The 20816-nt window shown below is 43.8% G+C and carries 19 protein-coding genes and 1 rRNA gene; 11 read left to right on the forward strand and 9 right to left on the reverse strand.

The genetic code is table 11. The features are described from left to right. Positions 1-75 precede the first annotated feature (75 nt). A 5S ribosomal RNA gene (gene rrf, locus ABU615_RS08165) occupies positions 76-188 on the forward strand. Between the two features lie 66 nt (positions 189-254). Here the strand turns inward: rrf and trmL are convergent. After that, complete coding sequence (gene trmL / locus ABU615_RS08170) at positions 255-737, reverse strand: tRNA (uridine(34)/cytosine(34)/5-carboxymethylaminomethyluridine(34)-2'-O)-methyltransferase TrmL (RefSeq protein ID WP_100151609.1); 483 nt, start codon at positions 735-737, stop codon at positions 255-257. A 169-nt stretch (positions 738-906) separates the two neighbouring features. Here trmL and ABU615_RS08175 point away from each other — a divergent pair, with 169 nt between their 5' ends. Next, complete coding sequence (locus tag ABU615_RS08175; protein WP_367489696.1) at positions 907-1569, forward strand: alpha/beta fold hydrolase; 663 nt, start codon at positions 907-909, stop codon at positions 1567-1569. A gap of 893 nt (positions 1570-2462) precedes the next feature. Here ABU615_RS08175 and ABU615_RS08180 read toward each other — a convergent pair. The 4 genes from ABU615_RS08180 to ABU615_RS08195 all read right to left on the reverse strand — a co-directional run bounded on the left by ABU615_RS08180 (position 2463) and on the right by ABU615_RS08195 (position 5664). Beyond that, the gene (locus tag ABU615_RS08180; protein WP_370388812.1) at positions 2463-3107 is read right to left on the reverse strand and encodes a lysophospholipid acyltransferase family protein; all 645 of its coding nucleotides are present in this window, start codon (positions 3105-3107) and stop codon (positions 2463-2465) included. A gap of 3 nt (positions 3108-3110) precedes the next feature. Then, positions 3111-4025, reverse strand: coding sequence for a phosphatidate cytidylyltransferase (locus ABU615_RS08185; protein ID WP_367489690.1), 915 nt, complete (start codon positions 4023-4025; stop codon positions 3111-3113). 1 nt (position 4026) lies between these two features. Then, positions 4027-4626 (reverse strand): CDP-alcohol phosphatidyltransferase family protein, encoded by a 600-nt coding sequence (locus ABU615_RS08190; protein ID WP_100140889.1) that lies wholly within the window; start codon positions 4624-4626, stop codon positions 4027-4029. Between the two features lie 204 nt (positions 4627-4830). After that, a complete protein-coding gene (locus ABU615_RS08195) occupies positions 4831-5664 on the reverse strand; it encodes a MetQ/NlpA family ABC transporter substrate-binding protein (RefSeq protein ID WP_100140890.1) in 834 nt (277 codons plus the stop codon). Positions 5665-5795: 131 nt separating this feature from the next. Between ABU615_RS08195 and dinG the strand changes: the two genes are divergently transcribed. The 3 genes from dinG (at position 5796) to rpsI (ending at position 8902) form a co-directional block, all read left to right on the forward strand. Continuing rightward, positions 5796-7928, forward strand: a complete 2133-nt coding sequence (gene dinG / locus ABU615_RS08200; protein ID WP_367489686.1) for an ATP-dependent DNA helicase DinG — start codon at positions 5796-5798, stop codon at positions 7926-7928. Positions 7929-8071: 143 nt separating this feature from the next. Then, on the forward strand, positions 8072-8500 hold the full coding sequence (gene rplM / locus ABU615_RS08205; protein WP_100140892.1) for a 50S ribosomal protein L13: 429 nt from the start codon (positions 8072-8074) through the stop codon (positions 8498-8500). A gap of 9 nt (positions 8501-8509) precedes the next feature. After that, complete coding sequence (gene rpsI / locus ABU615_RS08210) at positions 8510-8902, forward strand: 30S ribosomal protein S9 (protein ID WP_100140893.1); 393 nt, start codon at positions 8510-8512, stop codon at positions 8900-8902. A gap of 1418 nt (positions 8903-10320) precedes the next feature. On the opposite strand, the gene ABU615_RS08215 is transcribed toward rpsI, so the two are convergent. Beyond that, positions 10321-11193, reverse strand: a complete 873-nt coding sequence (locus tag ABU615_RS08215) for a lysophospholipid acyltransferase family protein (protein WP_367489679.1) — start codon at positions 11191-11193, stop codon at positions 10321-10323. Positions 11194-11291: 98 nt separating this feature from the next. Between ABU615_RS08215 and metK the strand changes: the two genes are divergently transcribed. From metK to ABU615_RS08245, 6 genes are all read left to right on the forward strand, one after another. After that, on the forward strand, positions 11292-12461 hold the full coding sequence (gene metK / locus ABU615_RS08220) for a methionine adenosyltransferase (protein ID WP_100156107.1): 1170 nt from the start codon (positions 11292-11294) through the stop codon (positions 12459-12461). A 779-nt stretch (positions 12462-13240) separates the two neighbouring features. After that, on the forward strand, positions 13241-13735 hold the full coding sequence (locus ABU615_RS08225; RefSeq protein ID WP_100140896.1) for a MarR family winged helix-turn-helix transcriptional regulator: 495 nt from the start codon (positions 13241-13243) through the stop codon (positions 13733-13735). A gap of 18 nt (positions 13736-13753) precedes the next feature. Then, a complete protein-coding gene (locus ABU615_RS08230) occupies positions 13754-15199 on the forward strand; it encodes an efflux transporter outer membrane subunit (protein WP_370388813.1) in 1446 nt (481 codons plus the stop codon). A 38-nt stretch (positions 15200-15237) separates the two neighbouring features. Continuing rightward, a complete protein-coding gene (locus tag ABU615_RS08235) occupies positions 15238-16434 on the forward strand; it encodes an efflux RND transporter periplasmic adaptor subunit (RefSeq protein WP_370388814.1) in 1197 nt (398 codons plus the stop codon). A 205-nt stretch (positions 16435-16639) separates the two neighbouring features. Continuing rightward, positions 16640-18169: a DHA2 family efflux MFS transporter permease subunit gene (locus tag ABU615_RS08240; RefSeq protein WP_370388815.1), complete on the forward strand. Its 1530-nt coding sequence runs from the start codon at positions 16640-16642 to the stop codon at positions 18167-18169. Positions 18170-18368: 199 nt separating this feature from the next. Beyond that, entirely contained in the window at positions 18369-19253 is an 885-nt protein-coding gene (locus ABU615_RS08245; RefSeq protein ID WP_370389357.1) for a lipid A biosynthesis lauroyl acyltransferase, read from the forward strand. An 81-nt stretch (positions 19254-19334) separates the two neighbouring features. Here ABU615_RS08245 and ABU615_RS08250 read toward each other — a convergent pair whose 3' ends face one another. Genes ABU615_RS08250 through ABU615_RS08260 form a run of 3 tightly spaced genes read right to left on the reverse strand, consistent with a single transcriptional unit; the run spans position 19335 to position 20815 of the window. Further along, positions 19335-19964 (reverse strand): NAD(P)-dependent oxidoreductase, encoded by a 630-nt coding sequence (locus tag ABU615_RS08250; protein WP_367489670.1) that lies wholly within the window; start codon positions 19962-19964, stop codon positions 19335-19337. 24 nt (positions 19965-19988) lie between these two features. Beyond that, entirely contained in the window at positions 19989-20600 is a 612-nt protein-coding gene (locus ABU615_RS08255) for a uracil-DNA glycosylase family protein (RefSeq protein WP_370388816.1), read from the reverse strand. A gap of 8 nt (positions 20601-20608) precedes the next feature. Next, positions 20609-20815, reverse strand: a complete 207-nt coding sequence (locus ABU615_RS08260; protein ID WP_267391977.1) for a cyanate hydratase — start codon at positions 20813-20815, stop codon at positions 20609-20611. Between the last annotated feature and the right edge of the window lies 1 nt (position 20816).

A 20816-nucleotide genomic window follows, 5' to 3' on the forward strand; every position in this document is an offset into this window, starting at 1 on the left:
AGGTAAATGATAAAGCTTACTGATGAGAATACAAGCATCACCAAGATTAAGGCTTTCTGATTTGACAGTTTAAAGTCTGGCGGCCATAGCGGGTTGGTCCCACGCCTTCCCATCCCGAACAGGACCGTGAAACGACCTAGCGCCGATGATAGTATGGATGCCCATGTGAAAGTAGGACACCGCCAGACACCCATTAAAAAGAACCCAGTAGATAGTCTACTGGGTTTTTTGCTTTGTGCTGAATGAGAAACTGGTTAAGACAAACCAGCGAACCCCTGCTGCCGTAGGGCTTCGTACACTACGATGGCCGCTGCGTTGGATAGATTCAATGAGCGGATATGGGAAGTCTGAGGGATACGCAGGCAGTGATCTGCTCTGGCCTGTGCGAACTCCTGCGGCAGGCCGGTCGTTTCGCGGCCGAAGAGGAAATAGATTGCTTGCCTGCTGTTGCTGTAGTCAAATTCTGTGTAGTTGCGCGTGCCGTACGTCTCGATTAGATACACTTGTGCATTGGCTTGCGCTTCGGTCATTTCAATAAAAGCTTCTAGGCTGTCATGATAATGAATATCGACATAAGGCCAGTAATCAAGACCGGCACGTTTAAGCATACGGTCGTCTGTTGAAAAGCCAAGAGGGTGAATTAAATGCAGGCTGGTACCAGTGCCAGCACAGGTGCGGGCAATGTTGCCTGTATTAGCAGGTATTTGAGGTTGATATAAAACTATGTTCAGGCTCATTTAAATGAATCAATAAATAATATGACCCTTAGTTTATATCAGATAAGACAGATGTTGTATTGCTAAATAATAATTGGTTTGTATTTCTATGATTGATGATATTATTTAACTGATTTCAATATTAATAGATAATTATCCGAAATAAAAACAGAAAAATGGAACAAATTTAATGATTAATGTAAATGGTATTAATATCAATTATAAAAAATCAGGAAGTGGGGAGGCTTTAATACTATTGCATGGGAACGGTGAAGATCACAGTATTTTTGCTCCACTGATTCAAAAATTTCACCATGATTATACCGTGTATGCAGTGGATAGCCGTAATCATGGTTTAAGTGAAAAAACTGCTATCTATGATTATAAAGTGATGGCAGATGATATTTATGCATTGATTATGGCTTTGGCCATTGATCCGGTTAATATTATTGGCTTTAGTGATGGTGCAATTATTTCTTTATTACTTGCTCTACACGATCAGTCTGTGATTTCCAAGATGGCATTATTAGGAGTGAATCTTTCGCCTGCGGATTTTAATGCTGAAACTTTTGAGTTTATGCAGCAGTACTATGAACAAACAGGTGATCCGTTATATAAAATGATGTTGGAGCAGCCACATATTGATATATCTTCTCTGAAGGATGTCACTGTGCCAGCTTTTGTGATTGGGGCGGAAAATGATATTTATCATCCTGAGGTATTTAGCTCAATTGCTGAAGCTTTGCCCCATTCCAAATTAAAAGTTGTGCCAGATCATGATCATGGCAGCTATATCATCAATAATGATTTATTGTATTCTGAACTTGCTGATTTTTTTAGTAATTCAGTATAAAACCAATTTTATAAATGTGTTGTAACATTCCTGTAAGTCAGTTTTATTGCACCTTCATGCCAAATGATAACGCTTGGATAGATGTGACAAAAAATGGTGGAGCATGAAACGGTACATAATGAAGATAAATATTTATAAGATAAGAATAATTGCTTTGATTAACTTGGCAACCTAGTATGAAATTTTCTATATGCCTGGGTGTAAAACTGGGCGGTGATAAGCGTAGTAAAAGTCTATAAGCATATAAAGCATGTCTGGAGTCGCAGTAAAACTTGCTTTAATTCGGATATAAGGGGAGCGACAAAAATAAGGATTTGCATAAGAAAATTGCCACTTCAGTTGAATAAATGCTTAGAAGAAAAAAATTGTGTTTTCATGCGAAAATCATTTTTCTGTAAGAATTCGTACGGTCATAAATTGATTAATTTTTCTTAGGGGAAAAAATAGATAATTTATCAGGTTTCTGTCTGCTAAATTATTTATTATTTTGGTTTATGAATGTGAGGTAGAACCATAAAAAACTAAAATATTCCATTCATTAATATTTAATAATTTTTTAAGAAGTTGCTTCGATGGCCAGTAATTTTATTTCTCTCTAAACCATATTATGCATAATCTATTCTGGCAAGTTTGCAACTAAAGAGTCATTTTGGATAGTGAGTGCCACGGGTGATTGATGCCATCACAAAATCCGTTATGGTAGCAGTTAAATTGCTTCAGGATGTGCGTAGTAAATTGCTGTTGGAGGAATGTTCATGTAGATCGTTTACACGAAACCCAGTGTGGATTTGAATGTTGGTGTACTTAAATGTACCTAATTAAGACCTCACTGATTTGAAAGTGAGCTTTTTGATTTAAACTCTAAGCAGCTATCATCTGTGGGCTGATATTGTTCAGTCGTCGAAATCTTTTTTGCTGTATTGAGGACGCAATGCTAATAAATGGTTTAATAGCTCTGTTTTAAATTGTTCTTTGTCAGGCTGGAAATACATCGGTTTACCGATATTGACATCAATAAACAGCGGCAAGGGAATGCGATTTCCTTTTGCCATAATCTGTTCAGTGCCTTGCAGCCACACCGGAATAATTGGTACGTCAGGCATGGTGGCACTCAAATGCCATAAACCTGATTTTAATGGCTGCATTTTGCCAGGTTCACCACGGGAGCCTTCTGGAAATAAAATCAGAATTTTGTTTTTGCGTAAGGCTTCTTCACAGCCTTGCAAGGGATTACCCTGACCGTTATTCTGGCGTGTAACCGGAATAATATTCAGTACATTGAGCGCAAACCATGCCATCCATTTATTGCTGAGAAAGTAATCTGCTGCAGCTGCTGGATGAATCTGACGCTGTTGCATGGGAGAGTACAGTGACATTAATGCAAACACATCCATGTGGCTATTGTGATTGGCAACGAGAATAGCCGGTCCTTGTTTAGGCAGATTCTGGTGCTGGTGGATACGTAAACCCAGCCATAAACGCATAACTGGCCATACGATGCATAGGGCAAATAATGGTTTGAGTAATGATTTCAGCATGGCTTAGTAGTAAAAGTATCGGACAAAATGAAAAAATACTGGTGCGGTAAATATCAATGAATCAAGGCGGTCAAGGATGCCGCCGTGCCCTGGTAGTAGTGTGCCACTGTCTTTGATACCGATATCACGTTTGATGGCTGACATCACAATGTCTCCACAAAAGCCACTGACACTGATAATCAATCCAGCCAGTATGGCCATACTCCAGTTCAAAGGCGTCAGTATAGGGCCTAATAACATGGCTGCTATAGTGGTGCTACCTATTCCGCCAAGCAAACCGGCCAGTGTTTTGTTCGGACTGACTTTAGGAGTAATTTTGATTTTCCCAAGTGATTTTCCCCATAGGTATTGGGTAATATCGTTGAATTCTGTCAGTCCAACGAGAAACAGGACTAATAAAGCTCCAGTTTGCTGCTTATCATTGGGTAATACTAGCAGACAGGCAACATGGCTGAAAGCAAATACTGTCGTCATTAACCCCCATTGCAGCTGAGAAACGGTACGCAAAAAATGTCTGGTATCGCCAGCAATAACCATACGAGCTGGTAAAAATAGAAACATATATACTGGTATGAATACGATAAACAATCCGTACCAGTCGATACCGATTAACCAGTAGTTAATCGGAATGGTAATAAACATCCATAATATGGGCATTCTGTCTGCATGGCGGGCGGGAACCAGAGTTAAATATTCTTTTAAAGCTATAAAGCTCACTAAAGCAAAAAAACTTAATCCAAGCCAGCAGGGGCTGATCAGTGCTAGTGAAAACAAAATAACAATTACCCACCATGTGCGGATACGCAGGGTAAGTTCGCGCCAATCTTTATTTTTTTGCAGGCAAACTAGTAATCCGTTGATTATCGTTGCCAACAGTAAAAGGCTGAAGATAACCAATAGGGATTTTTGTAGCAGCATATTAACGGCCTCCATGTATGGCGCTGCGACAACGGTTAATGCAAGTCCAAATCAATAAGAGGATAGAGGCACACCAGATGAAATTATTCCAAATTGTTAAATTTGGCCAGATAGCTATCAGTAAAGACCAGCTACCAAAAATCAGCGCACGGTCACTTTTTCCCATCGGGCCAGCATAGCTGCGAATGCCGTTAATGGTTTGCGCGAGAATGCCACTGAATTCAGTTAAGGCTGCACAGAACAGCATAACCAGTACGGTGGCTGTATTGCTGTGGGGTAATAATATAAATGGTAAATACAGCGCAATATCAGATAATACATCGCCAAGCTCGTTTAATACCGCACCAAGCCGGCTTTGTTGATTACATTCGCGTGCCAGCATACCATCCAGTGCATTTAACGCCATGCGGATAAACAAAGTAATCGGCAACAGCCAAAATAATTTTGGATAAGGAAACAGAGCGAGGATGGCACCTATTAAAACTGAAAGGCCGATAGCAGTTAGCGTAATGTGGTTGGCTGTAATGCCTTTTCTGTACAGCCAAAACATTAGTGGACGTAGCAATTTTTGAAAAGCAGGTTTGATGCTATAGAGAGTCATGCTTGTGCAGATAAGTTTTGTAATCTTTATATTATAAAATGTATTTAAATTTAATGTTATGTTGTTTAAGAATGGAATTTGTTTTCAGGCTGATAAAAATGGTGCTACGATTCTGTATCGTGGCAAATAACAATAAAATAGATAACCGGTAATACTTGTAAAGTATTACCGGTTATCCTCAGAAAAGAAGTATTATCAGGCAGCTTACTCAGCCTGTGGCATTACCCACATTTGGTTCTGATTGTATTTCTGCATAAATTGTTTAAATTCATCTGACTGATAAGCTGCTTTTAAATCTTTTGCCCATTGAGTGTCTTTGTTTTTTTCATTGATGGTGACCACCATTTCCATTTCCGGAATCACCTTTTCACGCAGAACAGCTTTTTTCGGATCCAGTTTGGACTGATAGGCAATGCCCCCTGAGGCGAACCCGAAGTCCACTTCATTTAATGTGCGCGGAATCATAACTGAATCAATTTCTTTGATTTTTAGTAGTTTAGGATTGCTGGCAATGTCTCGTGTGGTTGCGAGTATTGGATTGGTGTTGGGTTTTAACTGAATTAAGTGGTTATCGGTCAGAATACGTAACGCACGTGAGGTATTAGCCGGATCGCTTGGAATCAGTACGCTGGCACCGTTGGGGGCCTGTTGGATGGAGGTGTATTTATTTGAATAAATGGCAGCTGGTACGGTTGGAATATGCACTAGCGGATATAGATGTGTGCCTTTTTCACGGTTGAAAACATTCAGATAGGCAGTATGCTGATCCAGATTGAAATCAACCTGTCCATTATTTACAGATTGATTATTCACTTCCAGCGTGGAAAAATTCAGGGTTTTAATCTTATAACCCTGTTTTTCCAGAATTGGCTTAACGCCTTGCTCAAAGATGGTGGTGTAGGGCATGGCGGATGCACCGAACACGAGTTCTTTTTTAGTAGCCGTTGCGGCGGATGCGTTATCCTGTTGTGTTTTGGAGCAGGCTATCAAGCCTGTGGCTACCAGACAGGTTATAACAAGATAAATAATTTTGTTCATGATGGACCTGCTGAAATTTAATATGGAATATCAGTATATAATTGGAATTACGTTGCGAATATACTGATTTTAAATAACTTTACTACTAAATAGAATAAGTGTTTATGCTATTTGCTTTTGTCTGACCAGTTATGCTCACAGATTTAGAAAAGAACGCGATACGCGAACATTACCAGAATATCGCCAAAAGTCTGCCTAATTTCCGGCCACGTCAGGCACAACGGGAGATGGTGGCCGCGATTGCCAATGCATTTTCACGCACTCAACAGCAGGAGGATGGTGGAGAAGCACCACAGCGCAATGGGGAATCAATTGTGGTGGTGGAGGGGCCTACAGGTGTAGGCAAAAGTCTGGCCTACCTGTTGGCCGGCGGGATTATGGCGCAGACCCGCGGCAAAATTCTGGTGGTCAGCAGTGCTACTGTGGCTTTACAGGAGCAGCTGGTAGGGCGTGATTTACCCTTTGTGGTCAGACACAGTGGTCTGAATCTCAGCTTTGCACTCGCCAAAGGGCGTGGTCGCTATTTGTGTCCCTATAAACTGTATCAATTAACCCAATTGAACGCACAGGATAGTTTACAAGGGTTCGAACCACAGCAGGCGTTGTGGGACCGGAAACCTAAAAGTGAGGAGCTGGCGGTATTACGTGATATGGCCGACCAGTTTGCTGACCGTACTTTTAATGGAGATCGAGATACGTGGCCGCAACAGATTGATGATGGTCTGTGGCAGAAAGTTACCAATGACCGCCACGGCTGTTTGAAAGCTGGGTGTCCCAATCGACCGGAGTGTCCGTTTTTTTTGGCGCGAGAAACGCTGGAAACTGTAAATGTGGTGGTGGCTAACCATGATTTATTGTTGGCTGATATCGGTATGGGCGGTGGCGTTATTTTGCCATCACCTTCCAATAGCTTTTATTGTATAGATGAGGCGCACCATTTGCCACACAAAGCTTTGCAGCAGTTTGCGGCTGAACACAGCTTGAATCAAGCATTATGGTTTTTAGAACGCACTGGTAATGTTGTGGATAAAGTAGCTGGTGTGCTGGATAAAAGTGAACTTGCTGTAATGGCTACAGAGGCAGCCTCCGCTTTGCAGGAAAATTTGCAGGAATGGATGATGCATTTGGCTGATGAACCCAGCCTGGCAGCACAAGATGGCCATGATGAAAGTAGCTGGTTGTGGCCGGATGGCGTCATCCCAGCTACATTGAAAATATTGGTTGATAATACCGCTTTGGCCGCACGCATGCTGCTTAAACACATCAATAGTCTGAATGAGGCTCTATCGGCCGCACGACGTGATAAAAATCAGGACAGCAGTTTGCTTGACCGGCTTAGCGGTGATCTGGGTATGTTGCTGGCGCGTATAGAGCAAGTGGTTGATGTTTGGGATTTACTCGCAACTGAAAATGTTGAAGAGGAAGCACCGCTGGCTAAATGGATTACCCGAACGAGTAAAGATAAAGTTGATTACAGTTTTAATGCTTCTCCGATTACCAGTGCCGGCAAACTGGCCAGTGGTCTATGGCGACGTGCGGCAGGCGCTTTACTGACCTCGGCAACGTTACGCTCGTTGGGTACTTTTGATTTGCTGCTAAAACAAACTGGCCTTAATTGGTTAACAGATACCACTATGCTGGCACTAGATAGCCCGTTTCATTTTGCCGAGCAAGGGGAGCTGTATATACCTGCACTGACTGCCAGTCCGAAAGATGCAGCTGCTCATACCAGCGAAATTGTACAGTGGCTTCCAAAACTGATTAATGAAAACGAAGCCATTGGAACGTTGGTTCTGTTTTCTTCCCGCCGGCAGATGCAAGAAGTGGCATTGAAATTACCCGACAGCCATTTACCTTTGTTACTGGTGCAGGGAGAACTACCTAAGCAAGTTCTCTTGCAGCGCCATCATCAGGCTATTACCGATGGAAAACCCAGCATTATATTTGGACTCGACAGTTTTGCTGAAGGGTTAGATTTACCGGGTGAAATGTGTGTACAGGTGATCATTGCTAAGTTGCCCTTTGCGATGCCGGATAATCCGATTGAAAAAACCCGTAATCAATGGATAGAAGCTCGTGGCGGCAATCCTTTTATGGAAATTACCGTGCCTGAAGCCAGCATTAAGCTGATACAGGCCGTTGGACGGCTGATTCGTACCGAAACAGATTATGGCCGTGTGACTATTCTGGATAACCGTATTCTGACAGCGCGCTATGGCAAGCAATTACTGGCATGTTTGCCGCCCTTCAGGCGCATTGGTTAGACAGGCTGGCAAGCGTGAAAAGCACAGCCTGCCTATGTTACTGAGGATAGAGAGATTGTTGTATGACCAAGCTTAGCAATTGACAATCACTTGATTAATCTTTAATATTAGAAGCTTTCGTATATTTATCTGGATTAGCTCCTATGAAAACCTTTTCAGCTAAGCCGCATGAGGTGAAGCGCGATTGGTATGTGGTTGATGCTCAAGACAAAGTTCTGGGTCGTCTGGCTGCTGAAATCGCTCGCCGTCTGCGTGGCAAACATAAGCCAGAATACACGCCACATGTTGATACTGGCGATTACATCATTGTAATCAATGCTGACAAACTGCGTGTAACTGGTCAGAAACAGACTGACAAAAAATACTATCGCCACTCAGGCTTCCCGGGTGGTATCTACGAGCGTACTTTTGCAGAAATGCAAAACCAGTTCCCTGGCCGTGCGCTGGAAAAAGCCGTTAAAGGTATGTTGCCTAAAGGTCCGTTGGGCTACGCTATGATTAAAAAACTGAAAGTATATGCAACTTCAGAACATGGCCATGCTGCTCAACAACCTAAAGTTTTGGAAATCTAAGGACACGCAATGAACGGTAAATATTACTACGGCACGGGTCGCCGCAAAAGTTCAGTGGCTCGTGTTTTCCTGCAAAAAGGTAGCGGTCAGATTATTGTGAATGGCCGTCCGCTGGATGAATTCTTTGGCCGTGAAACCGGCCGCATGATTGTACGTCAGCCATTAGTGTTGACCGAAAATCTAGAATCTTTCGACATTAAAGTAAACGTTGTAGGCGGCGGTGAAACTGGCCAGTCTGGTGCGATTCGTCACGGTATTACCCGTGCATTGATTGACTACGATGCAGCGCTGAAACCAACTCTGTCTGCTGCTGGTCTGGTTACTCGTGATGCACGTGAAGTTGAACGTAAAAAATTCGGTCTGCGCAAAGCACGCCGTGCGAAACAGTTCTCAAAACGTTAATTTGTATTGCCACTGCCAACACAGTTTACAAATACAAAAAAAGAGCCGGATGGCTCTTTTTTTGTTTAAATTTAATTAGTAATTAATGATTACGTAAGGCACTATTTAGAGTAGACAGTTGACTGACACAATGGCGTAAGTTGCAGGTGATGATAAGTATACTGCTTGAGAATATATTATATTTCCTTTGTTGACTGAGTAAAGCGGCTTTATGTGGATTTCGATACTGTGCTAGTGGATTGTCGATTGATTGGCTAGTAGGTTGGGTTGAATACGAAGAGAGTAAGTAGTATTAAAAAATCTTGGTGATAACCTTATATGCTGAGTATTATGCTTTTTAATGTTCTAATTCGATTGTGTATATTACATGATAATAATTTTAGAGGTTATTTTGATTAGGGTTATTTTGCTCTTATACAGACCGATGGGTATTTTGTTCATGATTTAAAGTGAATCTCTCTTATTGACAATATTAATTCAGTATTTTCAGAAATACTTTCAATTTGCGGAATGAAAGTATGCGTTTTTCTTTTAGGTGAAATGCTATGCAAATAACGATCATGGGTAAATGCGCAGTTAGTAAAGCTACGAAATTGTGACTGAAACTATACCCTATATAGATTTAAAATCTTTCCATCAAAAATAATTTTGTTTATCACAAGGATGATAGAAAATTAATCCACAACAGAAAATCACAGTAATGAGGTGATAGATATTTTTGAGGTTTTATAATGTGAGCTAAAATATATCTATCAATTTAGTTTTCATTTCGCATATATTAGCGTCATCAGATTAGAATATTAATTTTAGATTTTTGTGAATGCTTTTTATAATATATAAGATTGTGATTTTATAATTTTCTTAAAATAACTATATATAAATGTAATACTATATCTATATTTTTGGGCGGTATTAATTCATTAAAATTAAATAATTTAGCTTTAATGTCATTCTCTGAATAATTTATATTTGCTTATGTTTTGCAGATATATGTGATGTATGAAATCCTATCAATATATTTGTAATTCATTTAATTTTTATACCATTGTTACTAAGATTAAAATATTGCTATAACTTGAGTATTATTGTTGTTCAGTAAATTAATAAAATATTTTATTTCTATAATAATAATCGTAAACATATGCTGGACAGGCAGTATTTTTAAGCTATGTCTTTATCTATTCAATATTGATTTATTTAAGGAAGAATATTACTGCTAAAAGTGCCATTGTATAAAGCTTATTGATAATTAAAGGTGTTTAAAGCATATTTATATTCAGGATTATTTGAACGTTATTCTAAGAAAAAAGGGGATAAAGTAGAATTTTTACTCAATCAATAATGTAATTGTCATTATTTTTTTAGGTCAACAATAAGCTATATCAGTTTTTAAAATTTATTTATATAAATAAATTTACCTAGGGAAGAGGTATGTTCTTGCGTTTTTTGTAACGATTGTAGCCAAATAGGTATTGGCTGGGAAAACGTTTAACCCACTTTTCGACATTGTTATTGATGATTTGTGCATCATGTTCTCTGTTGCCGGTGAGTGTGCCAGTAAGTGGGGCGATGTGCAGGGCAAAGCCGCGGCCATAGGGTAGGCGTTCGCCGCAAAAGAATAGGGCTGTTACATTAGGCATGATGGCAAGCCGTGAAGCCAGTGTCATGGTATAGGCTGGCCGGTCAAAAAAGTTGGCCCAGACGCCTTCACCTTCTCCAGGCACCTGATCAGGCAAGATGATGGTGGCTTCTTTGTTTTTTAATGCCCGTACTACTTGTTTAACGCCTTGCATGTTGGCTGGTGCGGTGTAGCCGTTGTCACGCACGCGGCCGTTATTCATGACGCTTTCCAGCCAGCTTATTTTGGGTGGCCGGTACATGGCAGTGAGAGGGAATGGTAGTTTTTCGCTCAAGTAGCGGCCGGCAAGGTCGTAATTGCCTAGATGCGGGGTAATAAGGAGCAGCCCGTGTTTATTTGCAATGGCTTCTTCAATGTGTTTCCAGCCGTGCACTTCTTTGAACAAGGATACGATGTGGTTGCTGGAGCGGGTCCATGCGATGGACAGCTCTAATCCGCTCTTGGCAGTTTCAGCAAAAATGGATTTGACTAGTTTTTCTGCTTGTTGGTCGTTGGCAGCAATTTTGCTAAAATGCAGATTTTTGGTTGTGCGTTCACGTTCACTGGTGGCGAAGTAAAAGCCAAGGCGCCCCAGTATTGAGCCGATGCCCTGTAAAACTGGCAAGGGGATTAACGCCAATAAGGAAAATACGAAATAAACCAGCTTTTGCATCTGTTCTGTATCTCAAATCAAAATTTGGGCGACATTGTAACAAAAGCATCTATAACTGCCCATAAAGCAATATTAGCATCAGAAAGTATCCGCCAATTATGAGTGAATTTCTGTTTACTTCTGAGTCGGTTTCGGAAGGACATCCGGATAAAGTTGCCGACCAGATATCCGATTCTATTTTAGACGCTATCCTGACGCAGGATCCTTCAGCGCGCGTAGCTGCTGAAACGTTGGTTAATACCGGTTTGTGTGTGTTGGCCGGCGAAGTGTCCACACGCGCACATATTAATTATATACAAGTTGCCCGCGATACGATTAAGCGTATTGGTTATAACTCATCCGAGCTGGGTTTTGATGCCAGTGGCTGTGCAGTCATGGTTTGTTATGACGAACAGTCGCCTGACATTGCGCAGGGTGTGAATGAGGGTGAGGGGTTGGATCTGGATATGGGTGCCGGTGATCAGGGGCTGATGTTTGGTTATGCCTGTGATGAAACGCCGACGCTGATGCCGTTTGCGATTTATTATGCGCATCGTCTCATGCAGCGCCAGAGTGAAGTACGTAAAAGCGGTGAACTGCCGTGGCTCCGTCCGGATGCAAAGGCTCAGCTGACTTGTGTATATGATAGTGACACCGGTAAGGTGAAGCGCATTGATACGGTGGTGCTGTCTACGCAGCATGATCCCGAAATCGGGCGTGAGGAACTGGTTGAGGCGGTGAAGGAACTGATTATTAAGCCGGTATTACCTGCTGAAATGCTAACTGAAGATACTCAGTATCTGATTAATCCGACCGGACGTTTTGTGATTGGTGGGCCGCAGGGCGACTGTGGATTAACTGGACGCAAAATTATTGTGGACACATACGGTGGTGCAGCGCCGCATGGAGGTGGCGCATTTTCGGGTAAGGATCCCACCAAGGTAGACCGTTCTGCTGCTTATGCTTGCCGCTATGTGGCGAAAAATATTGTGGCTGCCGGTCTGGCTAGCCAGTGTCAAATTCAGATTTCCTATGCAATCGGTATTGCGCAGCCGACTTCGATTGCAATCGATACTTTCGGTACCGGTAAGATTGAGGAGAGTCGGCTTATTGAGATTGTGCAACAGCATTTTGATTTGCGTCCGAAAGGAATTATTAAAATGCTGGATTTACAGCGTCCTATTTATGCTAAAACAGCAGCATATGGCCATTTTGGACGTGAAGAGCCGGAATTTACTTGGGAGCGTACGGATAAAGCTCAGTTGCTGCGTGAGGCTGCGGGTATCTGATTTGGATGGGTTGATACAAACAGGTTGCTTTTAAGCAGCCTGTTTTTTGTTGTATGCAGCTGATAAGGATATTTGTATAAAAGAGAAAAATAATGGTTAAATCAGGCTGACGATTGGTCGTGAAATGAGCTGAAGTGACAGTTTGTGTGCGTATTGGTGGTTGGTTTGCTAAGAAAACGGGAGTTTTGTACATAGTGTATGGTGCAATTTTGTTGCCGGCTGGTGTGAAAGGTTGTTGACACTAGCCAGAAAAAGCCGGTATCTGGTTAATACGGCGTAAAAAATTTCAAAAACTCTAAATATTTAATCTGTTATTAAATATAATTATGGTCTTAACGATTTAGGGTGGTTTGGGGTAATTGTTTTTTATTTTGTTTAGGAAACACTTATCCGATTGATGTCTGTAGCGGTTTATTAATAAGTTGTATTTGCGAATTGGATAATTTTATTCGGGCTGCTGTTTAGTGTGGTTGAATAGCTTGATGTTTCTTTTCTGCAACGATACAGCTGGCGGCTGATGGTTTTTGCTAGTGTTGTCTGATGGTTCAGTTTGTTGAGCTACTGATTATGCTGATGTACCGGAAAATAACGTTGGTATGGGATGGGTGGTGTAAATTAATTTTGTAGCATGCAGATTGATAAGCAAAAAATTTTAAAATTTTGATGCTTTAGTGACTATTTTGGGGTTGGAATATTCTCTGCCAAACTATAAGCTCCATTTATAATAAGAGATAAATTTATTATAATGGCTTATTTTATGGACTTTGAGGTGCTCTGAAATGGGTTTTTCTCTTCCTGCTGCCGAACTGGAAGCTACTTTGGGGGTGCTGGCAGTGAAAATGCCGAGCATGAATGTTCAGCTGGTAATGCTAAGCCGTCTGGTGCGTTTGGTGCATGCAACGATTCACAATCAGCTGAATGAGCGTTTGCATAAACACCATTTGTCCGAAAGCTTGTGGCATGCGCTGCTGGCTGTGTATGCGCGGCCAAATCATGAGATTTTACCTTCGGAACTAAGCAATATTCTTAATCTCACCCGTACTAGTGCTACGCGTTTATCTGATGATCTGGTTGTAAATGGCTGGGCTACTCGTTCAACTCATCCTTTAGATCGGCGCAAAATTACGCTGAAATTAACTAAGGCCGGTGAGGATTTGATTCAACGTGTCAGTCCGGAAACCAATGAGGTGCACCGGAGGGTATGGTCAGCCCTGAGTGAACCAGAATATGAACAATTGCAGCAGCTTTTAACAAAGTTATTAACTGCTGCTTAACTTTTTGCTGAGATTTGCATGAAATTAACTGTATCTGCGCGCCGATTGCGTCAGTTATCTCTTGTCAGCCCGCTGGCTTTGCTGTTGTTGTCTGCCTGTGCCAATTTTGGCCGCCAGCCTGAGTTACAAAGCCCGCAGGATGCAGCCCAGCTGCATTTGCCAGCCGGTCAAACTATACAGGCTAAGCAAAGCTGGTGGCTCGGTCTGAATCAGCCGTTGCTGAACCAGTTGATGGATATCGGGCTAGCCAGTGCACCGGATTTGCGCGTGGCCGCTGCTCGTTTTGCTGAGGCTGAAGCGCAATGGCGTGGTGCCAAAGGGGAGGCTGGCGTACAGGTAGCTTTGCAGGCTAATGGTGTGGCCGCTTACCTAAATCCGAAACCAGATTCAAACAGAGCGGGTGATGACCCGAATCATGTGTTCAGTAATGAAATGGCTGCGCTGGCAGTTAATTATACTTTTGATTTTTGGGGTAAGCAGCGTAATTTGATTAAATCAGCACTTGGTGCGCGTGTGGCTGCTGCTTATCAGCAAGAGCAGGCACGGTTGCTACTAAGCCAAAGTATTGTATCGCAATATACGCAATGGCAGTTGTTGCAGGAGCAGGCTAAAGTGTTGCAAAAGCGTATTGCGGTGAATCAAGCGTTGCAGAAACTGGTGGCGAATCGGATTCGTGCTGGTCTGCAACCAGCGAGTGATGAATATGCTGTGTCGCAGAATGTACTGGCTATGCAAAGCGCTTTGCGCCAGACGCAGGCGGATATCGAACGTGCCCGGCACAGTATGGCTGCGCTGATAGGTGTTTCACCTACTCAGATGCCAGCGGTGGTACCGCAGCCGCTGGGGAAAGTGCCAGAAGTGGCGGTAAATGGTTTACATGCCGATATTCTGGGGCAGCGACCGGATATTGCGGCGCAACGAGCTTTACTGCAATCGGATTATTTTGGAATTAAAGCGGCACAAGCAGCGTTTTATCCGAATATAGAAATCCAAGGACTGGCAGGTTTGGCGCATGTTGATGCGTTTGACTTGGTGCATTCTTCTTCACGCATGCTGGGTATTGTGCCGGCTATTTCGTTGCCGATATTTACGTCAGGCAGTTTGCAGGCTGCTTTGGCTGGTAAACGTTCTGCTTACAATGAGCAGGTGGCGCAATACGATAAAACGGTGCTGACGGCTTTGCAGCAGGCAGCCGATGCTGTCAGTGACTATCAGCGTAGTTCTGAAGCCTTGCCTTTACAGCAGCAGGCATGGCAGGTGGCGCAGAAAAATGCTGTATCCAGCAATAGACGCCATGCAGCTGGTCTGGAGAATGCGCTTACCAAGTTGCAACGCGAGGATGCAGCTTTAAGTGCACAGGCAGATTTAGCAAAAACCGCTGCGTGGCGGCAACAGAGCTGGAATAACCTGCATGCTGCGCTTGGTGGTGGTTTTAAAATTCCTGCAAGTGGCAATAATCAGTAACTGAGTGTTAATTTCCTATTTTCTTGAGCTATTGACGTATGAGTGAACAAAAGCAAACCAATGAGGCAGTGACTACCTCTCAACCGGCGGTACAACCGCAGTCAGAACGTGTGCCCGCCGGCCGCAAGCGTAAGCTGGTGTTGCTGACGGTGGTATTTGTGCTGATTGCGCTGGGCTTTCTGCTAATGTATCTGCTGTTATGGCAGCATGAGGAATCCACTGATGATGCATATGTGAATGGCCATCTGGTGCAGATTACGCCGCAAATTACCGGCACGGTGCAAAAGGTAAACGTGGATGATACCCAGACTGTTAAGGCAGGACAGGTGTTGGTAGAGTTGGATAACAGTGATATGCAGCTGGCGTTTGAGCGGGCTCATGATGAGCTGATTAATGCGATTCGTCAGAATCAGCAGCAGACGGCTCAGTCGCATCAGGCCAGTGCACAGGTAGCGGCGCAACAGGCTCAGTTAAAACGCTTGCAAGCTGATTTACAGCGGCGCCAGAGTCTGGCTGGTACCGATGCAATTTCTGCGGAAGAATTAAGCCATGCCCGTGATGCGGTAGTGGAAGCGCAGGCAAACCTGAAGGCCATGCAGGGGCAGGAAAATGCAGCTAAAGCTGTGCTTGGCCACAATGTGCCGCTGCGTCAGCAGCCAGCTGTGATGACCGCTGTTAGTCATCTGAAAAGTGCATGGCTGGATTTACAGCGTACGCAAATCAAGGCTCCGGTGGATGGACAGGTAGCAAAACGCAATGTGCAGGTAGGCCAGAAAGTGGCAACTGGTGCGGCGCTGATGGCGGTGGTGCCACTGAATAATGTCTGGGTAGATGCGAACTTTAAGGAAAGCCAGCTGGCGAAAATACGTATTGGTCAGCCGGTGGAAATTAAAGCGGATGTGTATGGCAGTAAAGTGACTTATCACGGTAGGGTGGCTGGTCTGTCTGCCGGTACTGGTGCTGCGTTTTCCCTTTTACCGGCGCAGAATGCGACTGGTAACTGGATTAAGGTTGTACAACGTGTGCCGGTGCGGATTGCGCTGGAACCTAAAGAGCTGGCTGCGCATCCGCTGCGGGTAGGTCTGTCTATGGATGTAGAAGTGAATACTCGTAATCAGGATGGTCAGGATTTAACTGCTGCTACGGCGATTCCTACTAATGGCAATATGGCTGCGATTGATTGGACGCCAATCAATAATATGATTGAGCAAATTTTTGCCCAGTACGCGCCCTAATTCTGTTCTGCCTAATTATGATCCGATTGCTACTGGCGCAGGGTGATTGTTCTCGTGCCAGTGGCGGTTACTGCGATGTTGATCTGGCTTGATTTTTATTTTAATTTCAGAAGCTTTCTCTGGTGAGTAGGAATATTCGTGCTCATGAGGCATGAAATGAGCTGACGCTACACCGAGAAGGTTTTTGTATTAAGGCTTTGCTTGAATGACGCATTCTCCCTTGAAAGGTCCGGCTCTTGCTCTGGTTACGGTGGCGCTGTCACTAGCCGTATTTATGCAGGTACTGGATTCCACTATCGCCAATGTGGCTTTGCCCACCATTACTGGTAATTTGGGTGCAGCCAATAGTCAGGGTACGTGGGTAATTACGGCGTTTGCCGTGGCCAATGCTATTTCGGTACCACTCACAGGCTGGCTGGCACGACGCTTTGGCGAAGTAAAAGTATTTGTGGTGGCAACACTGTCGTTTGTGCTTGCCTCTTTTTTATGTGGTATTGCGCCTAGTCTGGCCTTGCTGGTGTTTTTCCGCGTGGTGCAGGGTGCTGTGGCTGGGCCGATGATTCCGTTGTCACAAAGTCTGCTGATGGCTGCCTATCCGCCGGAAAAACGCCCAATGGCGTTGGCGATGTGGTCGATGGTGATTATTGTGGCACCGATTTTTGGGCCGATTCTTGGCGGTATCATCAGTGACAACTGGCATTGGGGCTGGATTTTCTTTATTAATGTACCAATTGGTTTGGTGGCTGCCGCTATTTCTTGGCAGATGCTTAAAAAACGTGAAACCGAAACTGAGCACCAGCCTATTGACCGTATGGGTCTGTCGCTAATGGTAGTCGGTGTGGGTGCATTGCAGATGATGCTTGACCGTGGCCATGAGCTAGACTGGTTTTCATCCAATGAAATCATTACGCTTGCGGTAATTGCGGTAGTGTGCCTGAGCTACTTTATTATCTGGGAATGGTATGCAAAGTATCCGATTGTGGACTTGCGCTTGTTTAAGGACCGTAATTTTACTGTAGGGGTAATTACGCTCAGTACTGCCTATATGACGTATATGGGGGCAATTGTGCTCTTGCCGATGCTGTTGCAGATGCAGCTAGGATATACCGCAACATGGGCAGGGCTGGCAACGGCACCGATTGGTATCTTCCCAGTATTGCTGTCGCCGCTAATTGGTAAGTTTGGCAACCGGCTGGATATGCGGGTATTGGTGACCATCAGTTTCACCGTTTACGCCATCTGTTTCTTCTGGCGGACTAATTTTAATGCCGGTATGAGTTTTATGGATGTATTCTGGCCGCAGTTTGTGCAGGGTATTGGAATGGCGATGTTCTTTATGCCGTTAACCCAAATCACTTTGTCGAATATGTCTGGTTCGCAGATTGCCAGTGCTTCCAGTATTTCTAATTTTGTGCGAATTTTAGCCGGCGGTATTGGTACGTCGATGGTTAATGTATTGTGGGATAAACGCGAAGCATTACACCATACACAATTAGTGGAGAACATTCATCCTTATAACAGCACTATGAATGAGTCGATTCAGGGGATGAATCAGCTGGGTATGAGTGGAATACAGCCATTAGGCTCAATCGAGCAGACTATCGGTCAGCAGTCGCATATTATGGGTGCCAATGATTTATTCTGGCTGTATGGCATGACATTTTTAGTTCTGATTGTGCTGGTGTGGTTTGCTAAACCGCCATTTGGCAGTGGCGGAGGTGGCGGAGCTCATTAAGCTAGTTTGGTTTATCTGATACGGCCTGTGTATTTGCGATACAGGCCGTGTTTTTATGAACTGGTTTTGTTTGGCTGTAAGTGATAAGAAAAGGGCTTAGATACAACTGTGAATGTAAATTGACGGCAGCTTGTGTACAATAGACGGCGTTTAATGCTGGGCTGGTTGAAAATAACCAGTAGGTAATATTGTAATGATGATGAAACTGGCTTTTGCTTTTTTATATATGCTGCAGTTGCTGCCGTTAGGGGCGATTCATGCGCTGGCACGCTGTGTGGGCTGGCTGAGTTATTATGCGGTTGCTCCACGGCGGCGAATTGGTTTGATTAATCTGCGCCACTGTTTTCCCGAATGGACGGAGCAGCAGCGACGTAAAGTATTGCGCGAACATTTCTATCATATGTCTATGCTGCTGCTGGAATACGGGCTGTACTGGTATGGTGATGCCGCGCGTTTAAAAAAATTGGTGCGCTATCAAGACAAACATTATCTTGATGAAGCGCTGGCCGCCGGTGAAAAAGTAATTTTACTCTATCCGCACTTTACTGCATTTGAAGCGGCAGTGTATGCGCTCAACCAAGATGTGCCCTTAATCAGCGTGTATTCACATCAGAAAAATAAACAGATGGATGAGCAGATTCTCAAGGGACGCCATCGCTATAATAATGTGTTTCTGATAGGGCGCACTGAAGGGCTGCGTGCGATTATTAAAAAAATCAAAAGCAGCAGTGCGCCGTTTTTATATTTGCCCGATCAGGATTTCGGACGAAGAGAATCGATTTTTGTAAACTTTTTCGGAATTCCCACAGCGACGATTGCTGGTCTGAGTCGTATCGCTGCTTTAACCAATGCTAAAGTGGTTCCAGCAATTCCGACACGGGAATCAGATGGCAAGGTTACCTTGCGGTTTTATCAGCAATGGGATAATTTTCCCAGTAAAGATATAGTGGCCGATACGCAACGAATGAATGATTTTATCGAAGCACGAGTACGAGAGCAGCCGCCACAGTATTACTGGCTGCATAAACGGTTTAAAACCCGCCCCGAGGGTGAAGCGTCGTTTTACCAAAAAATTCACAAATAAAAATCCGATTATTTGTTGTGGCAGACAATTGATTAAAATAAAACTACTGCCAGAGCTTGGCTCTGGCATTAGTTTTTGTATTCATACGCCAGACAAAGCGACAGACTGGCCGATATAGGCATCATCATGTAACGCTTTTAGCATGAAGTGCGCCACATCGGCTCGGGCTATGCGGCCACTGCCTGCTGGTATGCCCTGTGCTGCCTCAGTATATTTTCCGGTTAGGGTATCGTGGGTTAGGCCAAGTGGGCGTACGATGGTTGCGTCTAAACCGGCCGCCTGAATTTGCGCTATAGCGGCACGATGGTCAGCCAGCGGGTGGCGTAAAAACTCCATTGCGGCCTGTCCGCGTTCACCTTCCAGCTCATTGTCTACGCCGGCGGAGGCACAATAAACGATGCGTTTAATGCCATACTGTTGCATTTGTGGGGTGATATTGCTCAGCATACGTTCCAAATCATTGCTTGGCTTTATGCCTTGCTTGGTGTTAAGAGCCGAGGCCACTGCGTTGTAATGGCTGTTGTTTGTAAACAATGCTGCTACATCGGCTTTCTCAAACACGTCACAAAGACGAATATGTAATTTAGGGTGTTGGATATTAAGTTTTTTCTGCAAACGTACTACTGCTGTCACTTCATCACCGTTTGCCAGTGCCTGTTCGACCAAAGCTTTGCCCACGCCGCCGCTGGCACCGAAAATAAGAATATGCATTAATGTTTTCCCGAAAATTAAAAATCAGTTTAATAAACCGATGTTAGTAAAATAATCTTGATAAACCTGTGCTTTGCGTTCAAGTGCGAGTGGATAAGCTCGCGAAGAAGAAGGCAGTCTGGAAAGGGTCAGCTGCCGTCCGTTTAGTATGGTTTCACTGGGATGGCCGATAGTTGGTACCGGAGTTCCTGCCGGGAGCAGTTGCAATAAAGTGGTGGTGGCTTTGTCGCCTGTGGTCATTATGTGCCGACAGTCTGGAATCTGTACCAGTAATGCCGCTAAATCCACTGGTGTTACCACTTCGAGAAATTTATCCGCCGCATTGTTTTGCAGGCGCTTGATTTGATAGGCTGTATCGTTGATGGCAATGCCACGTTGGTTAAGAAAAGCGCGAATTAAAGGCTCATTGAAGCCTTTTTGATCATTACTAAGAAAATAATTTTTATTCTGAAAAAACACCAGCCCGAATATGCGCCACATATCATTTTGCAGATTCGGATAGTAAAAATCCATTTTCCAACGTGTGGCCGGTGGCGGAAAAGACCCCAACATTAGAAGCTTTGCATTGGCTGGCAGAAACGGTGCTAGTGGATGGGTTTCAACAATAATTTCAGTCATATATTCCTGTTGTGTCATTGTGCATGCTAACAACGGCCAAATAGGCAGGCTACCATATGTGCCTGTTCCTCCGTATAGCCGTCCTGACCCAGTCGTGCTGACATTACCCACTCGTTGCTAAAGCCCTGTAGACTACTGTACTCATGCCACAGACGCTGCTGCTCGGCCTGATTACCATGTTTAATTGCCAGATGCAGGCGTTGCTGGATATTTTCCGGTATTGTATCGCTCATC

Origin of the sequence: Snodgrassella alvi, assembly GCF_040741455.2 — a bacterium.
In the GTDB taxonomy this organism is placed as follows: domain Bacteria; phylum Pseudomonadota; class Gammaproteobacteria; order Burkholderiales; family Neisseriaceae; genus Snodgrassella; species Snodgrassella alvi_E.